Genomic DNA, 20,263 nt, shown 5'->3' on the forward strand with positions numbered 1-20,263 from the left:
GCCTGCCAAAAGAAAATCTTTGTTGGCTTTCCTTGACTACGCGTTGGTTACATACACATAGCCTTCCATAATCCGGCGGGCGGTACGGGAAAAAGCAGCGCGCGTCACCTCGCCGTTTTCCACTGCGGCTTCAATCTCGATAATACCGGCCGGATGGCCAATCCTGATTGTGCTGATGCTGTCAATATGGGGAATGGCTTCGTGGACAAGAGTGCCCGGAATTTTAGCCGCCGCCCCGGTGCAGGCCGTGCCTGTGCCCGGGTAGGTCTTATGCAGCACCTGCATAAACATCATCCTGGATAAAAAGTCTACCTGATCCTTGCCGATGGTTTGGCCGGAGGTAAAATCAACATAGTCGGCAGCCGGCGCCACAAAAGCTATCATGGGGAAAGCCGGGCTTTTCTGCGTAGCCGTCTCGCTGTCCGGCGCCATGCCGATCATAACGGTGGCTTTAGCCCGGACTTCTTCGAGCAGGGCCAGGAGAGCCGGATTGCCGTTGACTTCCTGCGGCGTTTCCCGTCCGGTCATGCCGATGTCCTTGGCTCTGATAAATACGCAGGGGTTGGATACATCGACAATGGAAATATCGAGCGGACCTTTGCTTGTTGTTATAGTATCCACCGACTTGCCTGTCGGCAGCAGTTTATCGGTGGCTGAACCGGCCGTACCCGAGAAGTCCAGCATAATCCTGGCGCCGGTTCCAGGTACGCCGTCAATCTTGCAGTCGCCTTTTACTTTGGCCCGGCCATTTTCGACAGGCACCTCCGCCACCAGTATCCTGCCGGTATTGGTATTATGAATGCGTACCGTTGTAGCAGGCGACTGGGCGGCCACAAAACCTTCATCAATGGCGAACGGCCCGACGGCCGAGGATATATTGCCGCAGTTGCCGCTGTAGTCGATGTACGGCGCCGTGATGCTGACCTGGCCAAAAGTGTAATCGATATCAGCCGCAGGATGGGTGGAAGGGCCGATAATGGCCAGTTTACTGGTCAGCGGGTCGGCGCCGCCCAAGCCGTCAATCTGCCGGACATCAGGACTGCCGAAAATCTCCAGAATCATTTTATCCCGTAGAGCCTTTTCTGCCGGCAGATGATTAGCTTTCAAAAACATGGCTTTACTTGTGCCGCCGCGCATAATTACGCAGGGAATCCGTTGCATTTCGTGCATTATATACCTCTCCTCTCACACTCGGCTTCGGTCCATTTTACACACTCCGCCGGATCGGTGCCTGGTCCGAAGAATCCGTCCACACCTAAGAAGCCTGTGCCTTCTTTAGCCATCTTTTCTGCAAAGAAACTGTGCTCTTCCTCTTTTTCGCTGATACGGCCGCCGGCGATTAAAATCACCTTTTCCCTAAGTCCCAGTTGCGTTAAGCGATCCTGAACCCGCGGGAACAGTTCCCGCCCTAAGCCCAGTAAATTGGCGACTCCGACAATGTCGGCCTTAGCCTCTGCCGCGACTTCGGCCACGGTTTCCGGCAAGTTCATACCGCGCATGTAAATTACTTCGTAGCCGGCTTTTTCAAATTCTTCACGGATCATATTTATGCCCATGACATGTGCATCGGCGCCGACGGTAGCCAGTACCATTTTCTGTTTGCGGGTTGGTTTTTTCTCTGCCGGTACCACAACCGGCTCGGCCGTGAGGACAACGCGCCGCTCATCCACTCCCAATGGCGTGAAACCCGGGATATAGCGTTTAATGCCGTCTTTGTCGCGATGAGTTTTTACATGGCGTTTCAGATCCCAGCCGCCGGCGCGGGGGCAATCCATGATGCCGGCTTTGCCGGCCCGGACGATTTTCTCAATCATCTCGTCTTTGGAATATTGCCGCCAGAAAGCGTCATTGATTTCTGACGGGGAGAGTGTGCGTTTTAATTCCAGGACACTCTCCAAAACAGCCATGGCTTCATTTAGAATTTCCTGCTTGCGCTCTTCTATATAAGGGTCGCGAATATCAACCGCAACCGTGTTTTCAAACACATTCTGCGTTGCCCAGATAGCCTTGGCCATGGAGGCTCCGGTCGGAATGCCCACCGACTCGGCTGCTTTCGGCCGGTAGAAGTTGGCCCCGCCCAGTTTGGCGCTAATGGCCATGCGGGCGAAATGCGCCGACTCGGCAATTAGGTCGCCCGGTGGATTCTGGAAGGTTTCCGGCACAACAATCAGGCTCTTGCTCCACATGGTTTCTTTAAAGGCTTTCATAACGGCCAGATCGGCCAGCAGATTGAGACCGGCCACATTCATCTGCACCGCGCTAAGCTCAGCCGGCAAACCGGCCAGCACGCCCAGTCCTTCAGCTAAAAGGCACATGGCCAGCGCCATCCCGTCGGTACCGCCAATATTATTAAGATGTTTATGAGATTCAATCTGGACAAACATGTTATTTTCCGCGCATATCTCCAGTGCTTTAACGCCGTTGACCACCTTAGTCTTGTAGTCATGAATACCCCGGCCGCCAAAGTGAACATGGATGACCGGACCGATATCGGTACCGTCAAAACCGGCGATCAACGCGTTAAGAATAGACAGGTGCGGCGTGTCGCCAGTAGCGTTGATCCGCATGGGGTGGACCAAACCGCCGCCCAGTTCCACCAGAGCGCGTTCACCGGCCGGCGTAATGCCGCCTTTGCCGCGGGATTGTTCAATCAAATCCCGGCCTTTTAAGGGATCAATATGCCGGGTGGCCTCCGAGTGCACAAAGTGAAACAGGGTAATCCCCAGCTTCTCAGCCATATTGTACATTTCCAGCGACTCTGCGTAGGTTTCTTCGGCTGTATTGCGGCCCAGGATGGGATTTTGAACAGGTATACCGGTAGCGGCCGCCTGCCGGCCCAGTTCGTAAATCCGGTAACCACTGCGCTCCACGCCATTCACAACCCGGGGATAAGGCGCCGGCAAGCCGCCAATCGAGCCGTCCTTATCCACTGTTGGCATTTGTACGCCGAATGTCTCCTGGTAGGCGCGAACACTGTCATAGTCTTCTATAATAATCTGTTTTGTTTTTTCTTGTACCACTGTCTATTCCTCCCACGACCTCGTTAGTCGCTGTTTATGCCTAATACCGAGACAATTTAATACTGTAGGTTAGGGTTGTCTCGGCACTAACTCCTGCCGGACCCGGTTAATCAGGCCCCCGGCTTGAATGGTGGCCAGTACATTGGCCGATAAGGGCTGGACGGCAGTTTCCTTATCGTTTACGGTAATACGGCCAGCCTCCAGGTCGGCCTCCAGGCTGTCGCCGGTCTCGGCCATGTTCTTAAGTTCCGCTGCCAGCACCGGCAAACCGATATTAATGGCATTCCGGCGGAAAATCCGGGCAAAGGATTCGGCAATAATGAGACTCACTCCCGCTGCCTTAAGCGCTACCGGCGCCTGTTCCCGGCTTGAGCCGCAGCCGAAATTTTTGCCGGCGACAATAATATCGCCCTTATTAACTCTGGCAGCGAAATCCGGCTGTTTACTGCCGGCCATGGCATATTTACCGAGCCCCGCAAAATCTTCGGCCATAGCATAACCAGGCAAAATCTGGTCGGTATCGATATTGTCCTCAAAAATCCATACCTGACCTGTTATCTTATTCATAGCTCGCGCCGCCTTCCTGTGCTAATGAATCCGGCTCGGTAATCCGGCCGCTGACGGCAGTGGCCGCCGCGGTGGCTGCCGAAGCCAGATATACCTGGGCGTTGCGATGGCCCATCCGCCCGGGAAAATTACGGTTGGTTGTTGACAGGATGACATCCCGTTCGGTGCCCAGCCCCTGATGCGCCCCAAAGCAGGGACCGCACCCCGGATTGGTAATAACCGCACCCGCATCCCGCAAAATCTTGCACCAGCCGGCCTCTTCCATAGCGGCCAGCACCTTTTTGGAAGCCGGCACAATCAGCATGGTAACATCCGGATGCACCCGGTGATGTTTCAGCACCTGCACAGCCTGCTCCATATCGCTCAGCCGGCCGTTGGTGCAGCTGCCGATAACAACTTGCGTCACCGCCACGTCAGCCAGATCGGCAACTGGACGGACATTAGCCGGCGAGTGGGGACAGGCGGCCACAACGGCCACGGATTCCAGCGCCAGCGGTACTGTTCGCGCTACGTCGCCGGCGGCCGTCTCATCGCCAAAGCAGGCAATCATCGCCCCCATTTCAATCCCCATATTGCAGATTGTCAGTCTGTCATCCTGACCAATGGCGAGAACGCCTGGCCCGGTAAAAACAACGGCTTTGTCTGTCAACCCGTCTACCCCAAACTGTTTAATCAGCGTCAGCACAATGTCCTTGCCGCTGACATAAGGCCCGGGTGTTCCGGTCATATATACTTCGATGACCTCCGGCACTTCCAGGTCGATGGTGCCTGTCGCCATAGCGGCGGCTAATTCGGTGGAGCCAACCGGAATGGCGATAACGCCGTAACCGCCGGCCGTACAGGTATGGGAATCAGCTCCTACCAGAATTTTACCCGGCGCCAGCCGGTGGTTTTCGGCCAGTACCTGATGGATGACGCCTTGTCCTTTATCATACAGAGTAATGCCGTACTGGCGGGCGAAGTCTTTAATAATCCAATGCATGGTCTTGGCCTGAACGGTGGCGGCCGGAAAAATATGATCAATAACCATGACCACTTTTTGGGGATCGAAAACATGATCAATCCCAATCTGCTCAAATTGCTGAATGGCCATCGGTCCGGTAACGTCATGCGCCGCTACCAGGTCAACATGACAGCGGATATCCTGTCCGGCAGCCACACAGGTTAGTCCGGCGGCTTCAGCCAGATACTTTTCAATAAAATTCATGACGTCCTCCTATTCAACAATCTCAATTCCCAGTTTTTTCGCCACCCGGTAAGCCTCCTGGTTATCGGAAGCCTTCACCAGCGCCAGCCGGCCGCCGCCCCGGTTAAGCGCCGCCACCATGCCGGTCTTCTCTGATGCCGTGACCGTGATTTTCTGTAGTTGGGGTTCATTAACCTGCAGAATCTCCACTTCGATCCCCTCTGCGGCTACCTTGTTCATTACTTCCCGGTATAGCTGGCTATTGTCGGTGCCTGCTCCGTAAACAGCCGCCATGAGTATGCCGGGAACATTAATTCCCCTGCGGGCGAACAGTTCCGGATATAACTCTATTGTTACTTTGCTGATTTTACCCTGGGCCAGGAAATGGGCAATGCGCGCGGTATTGGTCGGTGACCCCACTGCCTGGCTGCTGCCGCCGACAACGGCTTCCCCAAAAGGCTTGACAATGGGGTTGGCCTTTTTCGCCAGTTGCCTGGCCTCAGCCAAAGCCTGCGTAACCGTTTCGTCAATCCGCCGTGTTTCTTCCTCATGCACGTCCTGGCCAATATAGGCTTCCACCGCCGCATTTGTCTTGAAAAAGGGTTCCATATATTGAATAACGACCGGTACAACCTGCTTGGCAGATACCGGATGCACGGCGGCCGCCATGGCAATCATAACATCAACAGGTACGGCTACCGGAATCGAAGTATGCATAGCCAGACTTGCCGCCAGCTTGCCAATCATAACGCCGCCGCCGATATGGGTGGCGCACAGTCCGGCCACCATAACCCGGGGCGTACACGGATTGGCAATGGTCGGTGATATGGCCAGCACAATGGCTTTCGCCATATCGGCCGGTTTGCCGCCGGCCAGTTCCACAAATGCTGCGGCGGAAGCAGCCGCCCCGGCGCCAAAGCCCTCCATGTTACAGCCGGTCGAAGTCTTGCCTACCCGGAAGATCGTACCGATCTTAAGCATTATGGCAGCAACCCGGGCCACTGTCTCCTTGTCGTCCAGTTCCTCCAGCATAGCACGCACAAAACCCGCATAGGTGCAGGAGTCGCCGGTACCGGCGCAAGGTTGCAGTCCTACTGAATGATTGCCCACCTGGGCCCCCAGCGTATAGGCCAGCACTTTGTTCAGGAATTCATCGGCCACCAGTTGGGGGGCGCCCGCCTGGGCCACCTCCCGGCCGGCAGTTCCCATCAAAAAGCTGGAACCTGTTGTCGAGCCGATTTCCACAGCATATAAGTTGTGAGAGAAGCTGGCCAATACCGCCGAATATACTTCCGACCGGGTCATGTTGCTTGTGGTCATAGCCTCGGCAACAACAACATCACTGACCCGCGCCTGAGCCTCTCTGGCTACCTCAATACAGTCGCCAATTGTCATCTCACCGGCTGTTAACCCCTTGGCCGCAATGATTTGATTTATTTTCTCCATATGGACCCCCGTCCTTTACTCCCGAACTTGAACTCCCGCTAATTCTTCCCAGACCTTGATAACAGCCGAAATATCCTCTTTTCCCAAGCCTTTGGCTTTAGCCATGGCAAACACCTGCTGGGCCATAGCCCCTACAGGGAGCGGCATATCCAGACTTTTTGCCGTTTCCATGGCCAGGTCCAGATCCTTATATTCTAGGTCAATGGCAAAGCCGGCAGTAAAGCTGTTTTTTAAGATAAAATTGGCTGTTTTGGCCTCTAATGCATAGCTGCGGCCGGAACTTTCCTTAATAATTTCCAGCATAACCTTAGGGTCAAGACCTGATTTAACACCAAGCACCAGCGCCTCGGCCACCGCCGCCATATTGATTCCCAGCAACAGATTATTGACAACCTTTATCGAATCCCCGGCGCCGCTGCCACCGACATGGTAGATTTTTTTACCGATTTTTTGCAAGACCGGCTGGACAGCCTGCACGGCCGTCGTTTCACCACCCACCATGATGGTCAGTGTTCCGGCCGTAGCGCCGGTCACCCCGCCGCTAACCGGCGCATCAACATACGCCATCCCTTTGGCCTGAGCCAGCGCTGCCATCTTCCAGGTACTGGCAGCAGACACGCTGCTCATATCAATGATAATCTGGCCGGCCTTGCCGCCGGCCAGCACCCCTTGCTCACCGGTTAGAGTGCTTTCCACAATGGCCGCATTGGGCAGCATCAGAATAATCACGGTTGAAGCAGCTGCCAATTCCCGGGGTGAAGCACACGGAGCCGCCCCCTGTGCCGCCAGTTCGTCCATGGCGGCATTATTAACGTCATACACATGTAACTTTAGCTCTGATGACTTCAACAAGTTTTGGGCCATAGGCTTACCCATGGCACCGATGCCAATAAAACCAACATTCATGCTTTCACCCCTGCAGTATGCGCCTGTTAGCGCAAACCGTCCTCACCCTTCACTTCCTGAACTTGCAAACCGCCGATCCGGGGATGCGGCCGCCCGCCCGAGGTTACGACAACCGCCACCACAATTTCATCGGCGGCCGGCGCGTCATGCAGCCTGACTTCCATAGCGTCATAATGGGTTCTGACAAAGGCGGCATCTTTATAGTGCAGGGGAACATCCAACGGCGTCCCCGCCCCCCCCAGTTTCTTGGCCGACGGAATAATGGCCTTGCCGCCGTTAACGGCTTCCCGCATGGGTTTTCCCAGCTTGGGATGAAGAATGGCTGCGCCATGCTCCAATTCACCGGCCAGGCCGATAATAGCGCCCTTGCCGTAGCTCTCGGCCTGTGCGGGCGCAATTCCCATGGCGTCAACTGCCTTTTGCGCCAAGAGGCCGCCTAAATATTCGCCTGCATCGGTCAAAAGCGTCAAATCTTCCTGATATTCGCCGGCAAACGGATTTTTGATAACAGCAACGGCGGCGCATTTTTTAAAAGGCTTGTCAACGGCCTTCTTACCGTCCATACGAACTTCTTCCACAACAGTAACTATTTTGCGAATTGTCAAATCCATAGTGGTTCCCCTCCCAATGATTTATCTCTATATGAGCGCAATGAAAATCCATACAAGCTCAGCCTACTTTATTTCAGTGACAAATCCGGCCGGCAACATGACCAGCTGCTGCTGGACAAAGATAGCGGCGCCGGCAATCAAACCCTGCCTGATGAGATCGTCGGCCTTACTGTACCCCTGCCGCAAAGCCTGTTCAACCGCAGCCGGCGGCAGCAGGCCAACTTCCCGTACAATTTTGTGACCGCGAATATCGGTATTGGGATCAAGCTCTTCCGCCCAGGCTACCTTAACGGCCGGATGCTCTACATAGGTGGCATTGGCCAGACTGGTGGCACAGGCATCTGCCAAGGCCGCGGTAGCGCCTGCTACCACGGCGGCGCTGGCAACTCCTTTGGTGAAGCTGCGCCCGCCCAAACCGCTGGTAGTAATACCGCCGATCCCCTGACCGGCATCGAGCGCCAGCATATGAGTGGGTTTATGACCAATGGCCGGAGCGATACCCACCCGGGTTGTCTGCGTACCTGTCAACCGGACGGCGATATCACCGCCATTATTGACAATGGCCTTAACAGCGCCGTGCGCCGCCAGCCAATCGGCGGTTAGATCGGCAATGGTGCCGGCAACTGCCGCCATTGGCGTCAGGGTAGTATCACCGCTTGTTTGCACTGCCGCGATCATGCGCTTAAGGGCAGCCGGCAAATTGGCGCTGCCGGCAATCTCCTGCTGGGGTTTCGCCGCTATCTGCCGGTATTCCGCCAGCTCGGCCAGGATAGTCATGGCATACAGAGCGGCCTGTCTGGCGGCCTCGGATAAGGGCCCGCTTTCGCCTTGCGCGGCAATGATCATTTGCATAGGGCCATAGTCCAGCTTGACCGTTCCCGGCGCCGTAATGGTTATCATGGTTTATGCATCCTTCTTTACAGCCGCTACCGGTTTGATAGCTGCCGTATGGCCGCCGATTTTTTCGAATGTTGTCCGCGTCATGGTGTATTCAACCGGCGCCACAGTGGCCGGCGTGGCCACCCAGGTGAACGCCTTGGGCACTACCTTTTCCACATCAACCATGAAATTAATGCCTCCACCCGGCAAAATAAAGGTTGGCGCACCGCCGATCGTCAGTTTTACCTCTCCTTGATGTACAGCCTGAGAAAGTTTGACCGGGTATGTGGTTACCCCGGCCCGGGCGCTGCCGCCGGTTCCGCCCACATACACCGCAGAAACGCGGGCATCTTCACAGTTGTCGGCAATCAGATCAACCACGGCCTGAATTTCAGCCGCCAGGGGTATTTCTTTGACAGCGCCGTCGGCCTGTACTTCCAATAAGCCGGCCTGCTGTCCGGTTGTTTCAGTGACGAGGATCCGCATCCCCGCCTTGGCCAGGTTCATATCGATCTCTCTAACAGCCTCCGCCGAACTGGTGATGGCAGTGCCGCCCCAGCCGTGCCCCTGCTCGCCGAAATAGCGGCCGCGCGTACTTTTCCGGCCGTTCGGCACTACGCCGCTGTAAGTCATTCCGACTTCTTCGCCAGCCCGGTGTTCGGTCAACAGGCCAATGACATGGTGGTCGAGGATGATGGCTTCATCAACAACTTTACTTAATTGCGCAGCAAACATGCCGATGGTGGCGCTGCCGCAGCCAACCCGCATTTTTTCCTGAATCACGCCGTCAATGACCGGTTGTTCGCCAACAGCGATCTCCAGTCTGCTGCCTTTCTCCACCTGCAAGGTCATCCGTTCACCGTTAGCCAGGCCGACAATGGTCCTGGCGGCAACAAAGCCATGTTTGCCGCTTAGGATGTTGGCCCCGCCGATTGAGAGCATCTTGGCGCCATACTCCTCGGTATCCACCATGCCGATTACCGCTCCGTCCCTAAGTACCCGCGCACCCTCGGCCCCAATGTGCATATTGGCGTCTATTTTGACTTTTATGCCGCTATAGCTAAGCGGCGCCTCGGTAACTACGGTAACAACCTCAATATCCTGGACAGTATCGGCAACAATGTGCGGCGCCGGCTTGCAGCAAGGGTATTCAGTCCCTGCCCCTACGGCCGTAATCAGCGGCCGGTCAGGTACTTCCGGATACGCATAACCGGCGCGGTCATTGGCAAGCACCAACTCGCGATTGCGCACCAGAGTGCCATTGATATTGGTATACCGGCGGCAAGCGCCTTCAAAACCGGGCTGAATAGCGCACTCGACCGGACAAGCCCGGCAAACGACAGCTTTTTCCGGGATAGTTCCGTTCCGGGAAATAGCGCCACAGGGACACACGCGCAAACAAACGCCGCAACTGCTACAGTTAGAACGCAAACGGGCTATTTTATCTGTTAAAGCTACCGCTCCGGCAGGACAGTTTTTTATACACAGTCCACAGCCTTTACAGAGACTTTCCTCAATTACAATCACGTATTTTCCCCCTTACACCTGCCCCACGGTTACCTTGCCTGCCGCCGGCGGTGTATTGCGGCTCTTATTGACTTTAATCTCCCCGTCAATCAGGACCAGAGCCACACCGGGAAGATCACCGGCCTGAATAGCTTCCAGCGCATTTTTGCCGATAGAACCCATCGGTGTATCGATAATAGCCAGATCGGCATCTTTACCGGGAGCAATAACACCGGTAGAAAGGCCATACACGGCGGCGGTATTACCGGTAGCCATGGCAATGGCCGCTTCCGCCGGAATATTTGACATGCTGGCGATCTGGGTAATGGTTCTAAGGATGCCGAGCGGTATAACACCTGTGCCGGAAGGCGCGTCGTTGCCTAAGATAATCCGGTTCAGTTTTCCCTTACCTGCCAGTTTGCGTACCACCTGGTCGGCTATTTTGGGATTGCCGCATTGGACAATTTCCAGAGCTAACTCACTGTCATTGATCAATTTGTCAACTTCGGCCGGCGAAATGGCTGTAGGCCCGCCATTAATATGGGAAACCACATCCGGCTTGACTTCCAAGACATCGGCGGCCGTTACTGTCGAACTGCCGGGAATGGAGGTGCCGCCGGTATGCATCATTACTTTCATCCCGTGTGCTTTAGCCCACCGGACCATGGGCGCGGCCTCTGCCGGTTTTTTAACCGATCCCAGGCCAACTTCCCCCACCAGCCATACACCATTGGCAGCTAACTCGGCAAAATCCGCCTCGGTCAGGCCTTGTTCCAAAATAACCGCCCCGCCGTGGACCTTGACCCCGCCGGGACGCTGTTTCTGAAAAGAGCGCTGCGCTAAAACAGCCAGGGCTTTTACACCTGCCGGATCGGTCGGCCGGCCCGGTGTATGGCATTCGCCGGCCGAAATCATGGTGGTCACGGCGCCGTGGAGAGAACTATCTATAAAATCAGCCATTTTCTGCCGGGGAGTGTAGTCGCCGATAACCGGGTGCACATGGGAATCAATCAAACCCGGCACTACCGTCATCCCGCCGGCATCAATGAGTTTGTATGCATCGGAATGTGCCTTAAGAGCGTCAATCAATTTTTTGTCGCCCACAGCTTCAATTTTACCGTCTTTAATAATTATGGTGTCAGCCTGTAAAAGCGGTTCGTGGATATTTCCCGAAACTAGAGTACCAATATTTGTTATTACTGCATTCGCCATTCTCAGCCACCCCCTAAGTTTGTCGAGAGCGGGCAGAGAAGGGTTCCTTCTCCGCCTGTTCTCTTCTCCATTACCTGTACATTCTTAATTCAAAACTTTTTGTTTGGTTTCATCGCCCAGGATGAGCATATCCAGAGCGGCAATCACTAACACAGCGGTAAACATCATAAACACCAGGGGAATTTTGTCAGGACCCGTAAGCATGCCGGCAACCACCATCGGCGCTGCTATACCGCCAATCCGGCCAAAACCGGCTGCCCAGCCCACACCGGTCGAACGGGCTTCTGTAGGATACAACTCCGGCGTATAGGTATATAAGATACCCCAGGCACCCAGATTGAAAAAGGACATTAAGCAGCCCCACAAATAAATTTCACTGACTGAAGTGGCATTGCCAAACATGTAGGCAGTAAAAGCGCAACCTAAGAGGAAACTGGACATGGTTGCCTTCCGGCCGATTTTATCAACCAGGGCAGCGGCGGCAAAATAGCCGGGAATTTGGGCTACTGTCATCCACAATACGAACTCAAAGGACTTAACCATGTCATGTCCGGCCTTAACCAGCAAGGTCGGCAGCCAGAGGAAAATGCCGTAATAGGAGAATACGATGCAGAACCACAGGATCCACAGACAAGCTGTCCGCTTCAGATATTTTGCGTTAAATAACTGCAGAACACTGAAGGCCGGCGCGCTGGCTGCGCTTTGCGATTCAGCCAGTGACGGCTTTTGTCCGGGTGTTACACCCAGCTGCCGTTCAATATCGGATACCAGCGCATGCGCCTCCTCCATTTTTCCTTTTTTCATCAGGAACATGGCCGATTCCGGCACCGTCCGCCACAGATAGAATACATACAAAGCCGGTATAGCACCAATATAGAAAGCCACTTCCCAGCCGTACTTAGGAATGAGTAAATACGAAATAATCGACGCTGCCAGCCAGCCGAAAGCCCAGGCGCTCTCTAACAGCACAATCATCCGCCCCCGGTAATTGGTAGGCGAATATTCGCTCATGAGCGTAATAGCCACAGGCAATTGCCCGCCCAGGCCAAAACCTACCAGGAAGCGAAAAAAGATCAGCGATTCATAGTTCCAGGACAAACCGCAAGCGCCTGTGCCCAAACTGTAAAGAACCAGCGTGGCGGCAAAGACCTTCTTACGACCAATATAGTCGGCAATAGTTCCGCCTAACATGGCGCCAATCGCCATCCCCACCAGACCGACGCTGCCGATGAAGCCGACTTGCGCGGGACTTAATTTCCAGGCGGCGATAAGCTTAGGCAAAACAAACGAAATGATACCGGTATCCATGGCATCAAAGGCCCAACCCAAACACATAATCAACAATAACCGCCAGTGAAACTTGCCAAGCGGCAAATTTCCCAACCGTTCTGTAATAGTAGACATGTAACCACTCCTCATTTCTTAGTAAAGATTACACCTGCTAATCCCCTTTGGCATCGCCTCCATTCAGCGGCTCCGTTGCTGCTCATCCTAAAATACCCATTGCGCATCTTCTTAAAGATAACGCCAGGAATCTATATCTACACCAGTCACAGCTTAGACATCTTTGGCTATAGCTGCGGCGCCGGAACCGGGCAGTGTCAGCCTTAATTCCTTAACGCCAATGGTGACAGATCGTATTTATGTTATTGCAGACTGCGCCCGCGGGTTTCCTGTCCCAGAGCCGCCACAATAATGCCGGCCAGGACAAAAGCGCCGGCCACAATGGCAATAGCTCCGGAAACGCCGACAAAATTAAGCGCATAACCGATGACGAGCGGAGCCAGCATTGAGCCCATGCGCGAGCAGGTGGCCGCCATACTGGTCCCGGTAACCCGAATGCCGGTAGGGTATAGCTCCGGCGTATATGTGTAGGTGATTCCCCAGATACCTGATACGAAAAAGGATGTTAAAACCCCTAACAGGACAACCTGACTGATTTCCAGGGCCCCATAACCTAAAGCCCAGCCAAATAATACTGTGGCAACGCCGGCCAGGAGCAGGTTGGCTGTCAGCAGGCGTTTTCTGCCGTATTTATCCATACCGTAGGCACATAAGATTTGGTTGGGGATATACGCCAGCTGCATAATAACCACATAGAGGAAGGATTTAACCATGCTGTGTCCGGCTTTCACCAGCAGGGACGGCAGCCAGGCAAACAGTCCGTAATAGCCGAACATTCCCAGAAACCACAAGGCCCATAGCATGACTGTGGTTCGCCAGTAGGCTGGTGAGAACAAGGTGCCGAGAGAAGCTTTTTTATCTACTGATACAGTCGTCATAATTTCTGCGGTGACCGGGGGAATAGTATTGGTTTTTGCTACTTCAGCCTCGATGGTATCAACGATAGTTGCTGCTTCCTGATCCCGTCCCTGCAGAGCCAGCCAGCGGGGAGATTCGGGCAGGTTCCGGCGGATAACCCAAATATACAGCGCCGGTAATGCACCGGCTACGAAAGCCCAGCGCCAGCCTTCCTGGATACCGGGAATAATAAAATAGGAAAGAGCGGCGGCGCTCAGCCAGCCAACAGCCCAGAAGGTATTGATCAACCCCTGAACCTTTCCCCTGTCCCGGGCCGGGATAAATTCGCCCATGAGCGCCGTAACAACCGGGGTCTCGCCGCCCAGCCCCACACCAACCAGAAAGCGAAAACAAATAAGCGAGGTGAAGTCCCAGGCAAAGGCGCAAGCCAGCGAAGCCAGGGAAAAAATCAGCATTGTCCATTGAAAAACAGCTTTACGGCCAAAACGGTCGGCAGCCGGACCGGACAAGAAGGCCCCTACCATCATGCCAAACAAGCCTGAACTCAGTAAAATTCCCACTTGGGCCGAACTCAAATGCCAGGCCTGAATGAGGGCGGTGGCAATAAAAGTTACCAAGCCAACGTCAAAAGCGTCAAAAGCCCAGGCACAACCGTTAATGGTCAGCAGCTTGTAATGAAACTTAGAGAGTGGCAGCCTGTCAAGCCTGGCGGCCACGCTTACCGAAACATCATTGTTGTTCATAATAAAACCTCTGATCAATTTTTTTTAGAATTCGAATAGTCTTAGTCTTCAGATCTACAACTAATCCTTATCTGCATCGCCTCCGTCTCGCTGCACCGTTGTCAGCTTTCTCTCGGTCATCATCGCTAACCCCCAGGGTTTGACAATGAATGTATGTTTACACCGATCACAGCTTAGACGTCGTTGGCTATAGCTGCGGCGGCCGGAATCAAACCGGCTCCCCACACCTTTACATGAAAGGCTGAATTCTATTTTTCATCAATCATTGGTTGGTTCCGGCACGCCTGTTGGTGGAAATAATCGTTAGCTGCAATTTTCGATAGCGTGCAGTCGTTCCAGTACTTTTTCCGGCGTTATCGGCAATTCGGTAAAACGCACGCCAATGGCATTGTAAACCGCATTGGTAATTGCCGCCGCCGTCGGGATCAGGGTAGGCTCGCCCACTCCCTTGGCTCCGAACGGGCCTGTTTGTTCCAGTTCTTCCACTATATAGGGGTGTATCTCCGGAACGTCCAGCGCTGTAGGCATCAGGTAGGTGGCCAGGTTCTTGGTCAGAATCCGGCCCTCGTTTACCTGTATTTCTTCTGTTAGCGCGTAGCCAAGCCCCATGGTACAGCCGCCTTCAATCTGTCCTTCAATATTAACCGGGTTGATAGCCTGTCCGACATCATGGGCGGCCACGATCCTGATGACTTCAATCTCACCTGATTCGGTATCTACGGCCACTTCGGCAATCTGTGTGGCAAAGGCGTAAGTGGCATAAGGGCGGCCTTGTCCGGTATCGGGATTTAGGCCGGTAGTATCCGGGTTGAACCAGCCATGCCCTAAAGTAAGCTTGCCTTTAGCCCGGCACTGGGCAATACAATCTGCCAGCGATACCGACTGCCCTTTGCCCTGAGCCGGCAATCCCAGGTCTATTCGGCACTCGCTCTGGCAATCGGTCAAAAACTGCGACTGCTGAGAGTTCGTCCGGACACAAAGTTCTTTATATCCTACTATCACTTCACCGGGAGTCACTCCCAGCATGCTCGCGGCCATTTCAATAATCACTTTTTTTGCTTCCTGCGCCGCCAGCCTGACGGCGTTGCCGGAAATATAGGTCTGCCGGCTGGCCGAAGAGGCCCCGCCGTCAGGAGTAATGCCGGTATCGGCCGAAACAACACGCACATCTGCTAAATCAATGCCGAATTCCTCGGCAACAATCTGGGTCATAACGGTATCCGAACCTTGACCAATATCGGCGCAGCCGGTCAGTACGAGGGCGGTACCGTCATCCAGCAGGTTTACGTAGGCCCCGGACGGGTTAGGCAGCCCGGTGTTGCCAATGCCATACCACATGGAGCCGATTCCGGCGCCGTATTTCTTAGTGCTCTTTTCTGCCGCTTGCCTGCCGACTACTTTTCCGGCGGCATCGGCCGTTTTTTCCAGAGTCGGCACAATGCCGACACTCTGCTCCAGCGTGGCTCCTGTTGCCGTAACCGAACCGGGTCGAAACGCATTCTTAAGACGTATCGCCAGCGGTGATATCCCCAGTTTCTCAGCCAGCATATCCATCTGCGACTCATGGGCAAAGGCTACCTGGGGTACGCCAAAACCTCGCATCGCACCGGCTGTAGGGTTATTGGTGTATACCGTATAGGCATCGATCATAACATTAGGAATTTCATACGGACCGGTTGCATGTACGGCTGTCCGGGTAAGCGTTCCCGGCCCATAGGATGCATATGCTCCGGTATCACCGATGATGGAGCATTCCATCGCCAGCAGTTTACCGGCTGCATCGGCTCCTGTCTTCATTTTGATTATGCAGGGATGGCGCTTAGCCGAATTGATAATGGACTCGGTCCGGCTGTAGACAAACTTTACCGGCCGGCGGGTTTTTACGGCAATAAGCCCCAGGTGAATCTGCACTGAGATATCCAGTTTCCCGCCAAAGCCGCCGCCGGTTACAGCCTGAATGACCCGTACCTTGTCTAAGCCAAGCTTAAGATTGCGGGCCACCTCGCGGGCGTCAAAATGCGGATTCTGGGTGGATACCCAGATTGTCAGCACATCACCGTCCAGTTTGGCAACTCCTGCTTCAGGCTCAATATAGCCATGCTCGACCATTTGTGTCCGGTATTCGTGTTCGACCACCACGGCACACTTTTCAAAAGCAGCTGCCGCATCACCCCTGCGGATTTTGCGGACAGACAGAATATTGCCGTCGGCATACAGGCGGGGAGCGCCCTCAGCCATGGCAGCTACCGGATCAAAAACCGGCGGCAGCTCTTCGATCTCGACTTTGATAAGCGCCAGCGCCTTTTCCGCCAAAACTTCGCTCTCGGCGGCAATTAAGGCCAGCGGATCCCCGATTTTGCGGATTTTTTCATTGATTTTTACTACCACCGGCTCATCTTTAACAATCATGCCCGAACTGTTAGGTCCCGGTACATCCCTGCCTGTTAAAACCGCCGCCACACCCGGCAATGCCTCAGCCTCCGCCACATCTATCGCTTTTAATATGCCATGCGGCACATTACTGCGAAGTACTTTGACATACAACATTCCGTCGAAATGAATATCAGCAGCAAATTGAGCTTTCCCCAATACTTTGTTTACTGCATCCACCTTTTTCACAGAATGACCTACAACCCGATACTGGCTCAATTCACTCACCTCCCAGCCTACTGACCGTGGGCTACTTTTTCTATGGCGTTGATTATTTTTGCATAACCGGTACACCGGCATAAATTTCCAGAAATGTGTTTGGCTATCTCTTGCCGTGTGGGCTGGGGATTTTCATCTAGCAGCGATTTGGCGCTAAGCAGCATGCCAGGAGTACAAAAACCGCACTGCACCGCCCCCTCGGCAATGAACGCTTCCTGCAGTGGGTGAAGCTTGTCATAAGTGCCTAAGCCTTCCACCGTAAGTACGTTATGTCCGTCAGCCTGAACGGCCAGAATCAAACAGGAGTTTACTGTTTTTCCGTCCAGCAGCACGGTACAAGCCCCGCAATCGCCTTCCCCGCAACCGATTTTCGTGCCGGTAAGCCCTAAACGGTCCCGCAGCATATCCACCAGCAGCAGGTTGGGTTCTACCTCGATTTTGGTCGGTTGCTCATTTAAGGTAAATGTTATTAACGTCTTACTCACAAGAACACCTCATTTGCGCTCGCTCGGCCGCCGCCACTAAACTTCGGTAAACAATAACCCGTGCCAGGCGGGTACGGTAACTCGCCTTACAGCGAATATCATCAATGGGCTTAATCAGTTGCGCAGCCTCCAGACCTGCCTCCGCAAACACTGCACTGGTGGCCGGTTTTCCCTGCAGCCACTTTTCCAGTTCATACAGTCGAATAGGCGTAGGCGCTACCGAACCAAAGGCAATGCGCACGTCGCTAATGACGTCACCGTCCAGTTTCAGCCATACTGCGCAATTAATCATCGCAATGGCCAGGGCTTTACGCTTGCCGAATTTTAAGAAGGCTGCCCCCTCATCGGCTTGCAGGGAATTCACCTTTATACAGCTGATAAATTGTCCTGGCGCCAAACAGGTTCTACCCGGGCCTTTGAATACTTCGGCCAGCGGCATTTCCAGAAAGCCGTCCTGATAACTGACCTTAACTCTGGCGCCAAGCGCCAGTAAAGCCGGTACGGTATCGGCCGCCGGCGAGGCATTGCAGATATTGCCGCCAACCGTTCCCCTGTTGCGAATTTGCGGCGAGCCGACCAGTTCTGCCGCTTCTGCCAAAACAACAGCTTTCTTATTGATAAGCGCCGACTTTGTGAGTTCGTTATGGCTGACAAGAGCGCCAATCATGATAGAATTGCCTTCTTCCCTGATCTCCCGCAATGCCTCGATTCCATTTATATCAACAACTGCCTGCGGCATAGGCCGCAGTAGCTTTTCTTTCATCTTTACCAGCAAATCGGTTCCGCCGGCCAAAATAACATAATTTTGCAAAGCCTGTAGAGTGTCGACCAGAGCCTGCATACTTTTCGGATTATAATAGGTAAATTCCATGAATGGTTCCACCCCCTGATTTCACTTGCTAAATAGTAATCGCAATTATCATGCCAACATGGTGAAACCGCGTAAACAACTGTCATTCATTTCGACAAATCGTTATTTACCGGGGCGTTCAGCCGTTTTTTCTCTTGCGGGCAAAATCGCCTTTTCCTTTTGATACACAAAGATGCATTTCAAACTTGAAATGCATCCGGCGTTTTGGGCCACAATCAGTGAAAATGGCCAACAATGACATATTTCATTCTTGTAATGTATCTTCCAGAATCGCAATTACGGCTACCGCTTCAGCGGATGCTTATGTTTGTCTCAATCCCTAATTCGACAATTTTGCGCCACAAAGTCGTAGTGCTGACTCCCAGAAGTTTGGCTGCTTCTCTTTTGGCGCCGCCGGTATGCTTAAGAGTTCCAATAATTGACTCTCTTTCAGCAACCGCAACGGCTTCCGCTAATGTACCAAAATATTTCTCTTCCCTACTCTGTGATAATGCGCTGTGAATGTACTGGGGCAAGTGACTCAGTTCAATTGTGTTTTCGTTGATACTAACAATATTCATGATATATTCAATGCAATTCTTAAGTTCCCGGATATTGCCCGGCCACTGATACCGGCATAGCTGGTATATGGCCCGATCAGAAATCCCGGTAACGTATTTTCCCAGCAGATTATTGAATTCATTAATAAATACCTTGACCAGCGCCGGAATATCCTCCAACCGTTCCCGCAAAGCCGGAATCTTAAGTTCTACGACATTCAGGCGATAATACAGGTCATTCCGGAAAGTTCCGTTATGTATCATTTCCACTAAATCCCGGTTTGTTGAGGCAATGACCCGTACGTCAACCCTCAGCGGCTCGCCCCCGCCAATCCGGGTTACCTCTCTTTCCTGCAAGACGCGTAACAGTTTGCTTTGCAGATTGAAATCCATTTCACTGATTTCATCAAGAAAGATGGTCCCGCCATTGGCCTGCTCAAAAGCTCCCGGGCTGCCTTTCTTTTTTGCGCCGGTAAAAGCGCCTTCTTCGTAACCGAAAAAACAGCTTTCAATAAGCGATTCCGGCAAAGCCCCGCAATTAATGGCAATAAACGGTTTGCTTCGCCGTTCGCTGGCATTGTGGATGGATTGGGCAAACAGCTCTTTGCCGGTACCGGTTTCACCGGAGATGATAATGGAGGATATGCCGTTGGCAACAAACGCTGCCCTGCTTTTCATCTTTTCTATAGCTTCACTTGCGCCGATAATATCGGTAAAATTATACCGGGCATATTGAAACTTTTTGACCTCTTCCAGCAATTTGCGCTGGCGCAGCACACCCTGTTCATTATTAAAACCAAAGCCAAACTTGCGGGTTATGGGAATCCGGACCGCCACCGCTCCCATCCCGGAAATGGATTCACCGATTACCGGGCGCTGGCTCTGGATGGCTTGCTGAGCGGCGATACTGACTTTGCCAATATAGTTAGTATTGTTGCGGCCATCTACGCCGACACTGGCGATGCGCCGGCCTTCCTCGTTAAAAAGCACGGCTTCGCCGCCCGCGACCCGGGCAATAAAGGGCAAGGCCTGTTTAAGCGATTCCGCCAGTTCTTCCTCGCATTTTAGCCGCTCAAAATTACTTGCTGCCAGTACATAATCCCCTAGCGGCAAACACCAGGCTTCGGCTCCCTCGGTAATTTGCGAAGGACCAACACTCATTTTTCCGCTCTGGCCGGCTTCCCTGGCTAAATTATATATTTTGCCTTTCAGGGTTTGGACTTCCCGCCCTGCGGAATCCACGGTCCTGATCCGGACACCTTCCCTATCTGTAATCGTGGCATATCCGCCGGTTATGCGAGCGATCGGCAACAGCGCTTGCAACAAACATTCAAGAAGTCCAGACATAATAATACTCCCTTCCTGTACAAATAACTTAGTT

At 53.4% G+C, this 20,263-nt stretch carries 16 protein-coding genes; all 16 read right to left on the reverse strand.

Features of this window, described 5'->3' with window-relative positions; all coding sequences use genetic code 11:
• Positions 1 to 36 precede the first annotated feature (36 nt).
• Positions 37 to 1,170, reverse strand: a complete 1,134-nt coding sequence (locus tag SATMO3_RS26085) for a 2-methylaconitate cis-trans isomerase PrpF family protein (RefSeq protein ID WP_371373198.1) — start codon at positions 1,168 to 1,170, stop codon at positions 37 to 39.
• Positions 1,170 to 3,020, reverse strand: coding sequence for a cobalamin-dependent protein (locus SATMO3_RS26090; protein WP_371373200.1), 1,851 nt, complete (start codon positions 3,018 to 3,020; stop codon positions 1,170 to 1,172). Before SATMO3_RS26090 ends, SATMO3_RS26085 begins: the two co-directional genes overlap by 1 nt.
• 69 nt (positions 3,021 to 3,089) lie before the next feature.
• A complete protein-coding gene (locus tag SATMO3_RS26095; protein WP_371373202.1) occupies positions 3,090 to 3,587 on the reverse strand; it encodes a 3-isopropylmalate dehydratase in 498 nt (165 codons plus the stop codon).
• Positions 3,580 to 4,794 (reverse strand): aconitase/3-isopropylmalate dehydratase large subunit family protein, encoded by a 1,215-nt coding sequence (locus SATMO3_RS26100; RefSeq protein ID WP_371373204.1) that lies wholly within the window; start codon positions 4,792 to 4,794, stop codon positions 3,580 to 3,582. The genes SATMO3_RS26095 and SATMO3_RS26100 overlap by 8 nt, the downstream gene beginning before the upstream one ends.
• Before the next feature lie 9 nt (positions 4,795 to 4,803).
• On the reverse strand, positions 4,804 to 6,219 hold the full coding sequence (locus SATMO3_RS26105; protein WP_371373206.1) for a hypothetical protein: 1,416 nt from the start codon (positions 6,217 to 6,219) through the stop codon (positions 4,804 to 4,806).
• A 15-nt stretch (positions 6,220 to 6,234) separates the two neighbouring features.
• Positions 6,235 to 7,125 (reverse strand): NAD(P)-dependent oxidoreductase, encoded by an 891-nt coding sequence (locus SATMO3_RS26110; protein ID WP_371373208.1) that lies wholly within the window; start codon positions 7,123 to 7,125, stop codon positions 6,235 to 6,237.
• A gap of 26 nt (positions 7,126 to 7,151) precedes the next feature.
• Positions 7,152 to 7,736, reverse strand: a complete 585-nt coding sequence (locus tag SATMO3_RS26115) for an amino acid synthesis family protein (RefSeq protein WP_371373210.1) — start codon at positions 7,734 to 7,736, stop codon at positions 7,152 to 7,154.
• A 63-nt stretch (positions 7,737 to 7,799) separates the two neighbouring features.
• A complete protein-coding gene (locus SATMO3_RS26120) occupies positions 7,800 to 8,636 on the reverse strand; it encodes a hypothetical protein (protein ID WP_371373212.1) in 837 nt (278 codons plus the stop codon).
• A 3-nt stretch (positions 8,637 to 8,639) separates the two neighbouring features.
• Entirely contained in the window at positions 8,640 to 10,142 is a 1,503-nt protein-coding gene (locus SATMO3_RS26125) for a 4Fe-4S binding protein (RefSeq protein WP_371373214.1), read from the reverse strand.
• Positions 10,143 to 10,154: 12 nt separating this feature from the next.
• On the reverse strand, positions 10,155 to 11,333 hold the full coding sequence (locus SATMO3_RS26130) for an amidohydrolase family protein (RefSeq protein ID WP_371373216.1): 1,179 nt from the start codon (positions 11,331 to 11,333) through the stop codon (positions 10,155 to 10,157).
• Positions 11,334 to 11,417: 84 nt separating this feature from the next.
• The gene (locus SATMO3_RS26135; RefSeq protein ID WP_371373218.1) at positions 11,418 to 12,737 is read right to left on the reverse strand and encodes an MFS transporter; all 1,320 of its coding nucleotides are present in this window, start codon (positions 12,735 to 12,737) and stop codon (positions 11,418 to 11,420) included.
• A gap of 242 nt (positions 12,738 to 12,979) precedes the next feature.
• Positions 12,980 to 14,338, reverse strand: coding sequence for an MFS transporter (locus SATMO3_RS26140; RefSeq protein ID WP_371373220.1), 1,359 nt, complete (start codon positions 14,336 to 14,338; stop codon positions 12,980 to 12,982).
• Between the two features lie 303 nt (positions 14,339 to 14,641).
• Positions 14,642 to 16,987 (reverse strand): xanthine dehydrogenase family protein molybdopterin-binding subunit, encoded by a 2,346-nt coding sequence (locus tag SATMO3_RS26145; protein ID WP_371373222.1) that lies wholly within the window; start codon positions 16,985 to 16,987, stop codon positions 14,642 to 14,644.
• Between the two features lie 17 nt (positions 16,988 to 17,004).
• Positions 17,005 to 17,472 carry a (2Fe-2S)-binding protein gene (locus SATMO3_RS26150; RefSeq protein ID WP_371373224.1) on the reverse strand — a complete coding sequence of 156 codons (468 nt, stop codon included), beginning with the start codon at positions 17,470 to 17,472 and terminating at the stop codon, positions 17,005 to 17,007.
• Positions 17,465 to 18,343 (reverse strand): xanthine dehydrogenase family protein subunit M, encoded by an 879-nt coding sequence (locus tag SATMO3_RS26155; protein WP_371373226.1) that lies wholly within the window; start codon positions 18,341 to 18,343, stop codon positions 17,465 to 17,467. Before SATMO3_RS26155 ends, SATMO3_RS26150 begins: the two co-directional genes overlap by 8 nt.
• 290 nt (positions 18,344 to 18,633) lie before the next feature.
• Positions 18,634 to 20,229: a sigma-54 interaction domain-containing protein gene (locus tag SATMO3_RS26160; RefSeq protein ID WP_371373228.1), complete on the reverse strand. Its 1,596-nt coding sequence runs from the start codon at positions 20,227 to 20,229 to the stop codon at positions 18,634 to 18,636.
• Positions 20,230 to 20,263: the final 34 nt, after the last annotated feature.

This window comes from Sporomusa aerivorans (assembly GCF_041428895.1).
Lineage (GTDB): Bacteria > Bacillota > Negativicutes > Sporomusales > Sporomusaceae > Sporomusa > Sporomusa aerivorans.

Excerpts from the sequence above, each read along its gene's own strand:
- SATMO3_RS26140 (WP_371373220.1), bottom strand. The coding sequence starts at position 14,338 with ATGAACAACAATGATGTTTCGGTAAGCGTGGCCGCCAGGCTTGACAGG.
- SATMO3_RS26095 (WP_371373202.1), bottom strand. The coding sequence starts at position 3,587 with ATGAATAAGATAACAGGTCAGGTATGGATTTTTGAGGACAATATCGAT.
- SATMO3_RS26105 (WP_371373206.1), bottom strand. The coding sequence starts at position 6,219 with ATGGAGAAAATAAATCAAATCATTGCGGCCAAGGGGTTAACAGCCGGT.
- SATMO3_RS26115 (WP_371373210.1), bottom strand. The coding sequence starts at position 7,736 with ATGGATTTGACAATTCGCAAAATAGTTACTGTTGTGGAAGAAGTTCGT.
- SATMO3_RS26100 (WP_371373204.1), bottom strand. The coding sequence starts at position 4,794 with ATGAATTTTATTGAAAAGTATCTGGCTGAAGCCGCCGGACTAACCTGT.
- SATMO3_RS26130 (WP_371373216.1), bottom strand. The coding sequence starts at position 11,333 with ATGGCGAATGCAGTAATAACAAATATTGGTACTCTAGTTTCGGGAAAT.
- SATMO3_RS26160 (WP_371373228.1), bottom strand. The coding sequence starts at position 20,229 with ATGTCTGGACTTCTTGAATGTTTGTTGCAAGCGCTGTTGCCGATCGCT.
- SATMO3_RS26135 (WP_371373218.1), bottom strand. The coding sequence starts at position 12,737 with ATGTCTACTATTACAGAACGGTTGGGAAATTTGCCGCTTGGCAAGTTT.
- SATMO3_RS26110 (WP_371373208.1), bottom strand. The coding sequence starts at position 7,125 with ATGAATGTTGGTTTTATTGGCATCGGTGCCATGGGTAAGCCTATGGCC.
- SATMO3_RS26120 (WP_371373212.1), bottom strand. The coding sequence starts at position 8,636 with ATGATAACCATTACGGCGCCGGGAACGGTCAAGCTGGACTATGGCCCT.
- SATMO3_RS26155 (WP_371373226.1), bottom strand. The coding sequence starts at position 18,343 with ATGGAATTTACCTATTATAATCCGAAAAGTATGCAGGCTCTGGTCGAC.
- SATMO3_RS26085 (WP_371373198.1), bottom strand. The coding sequence starts at position 1,170 with ATGCACGAAATGCAACGGATTCCCTGCGTAATTATGCGCGGCGGCACA.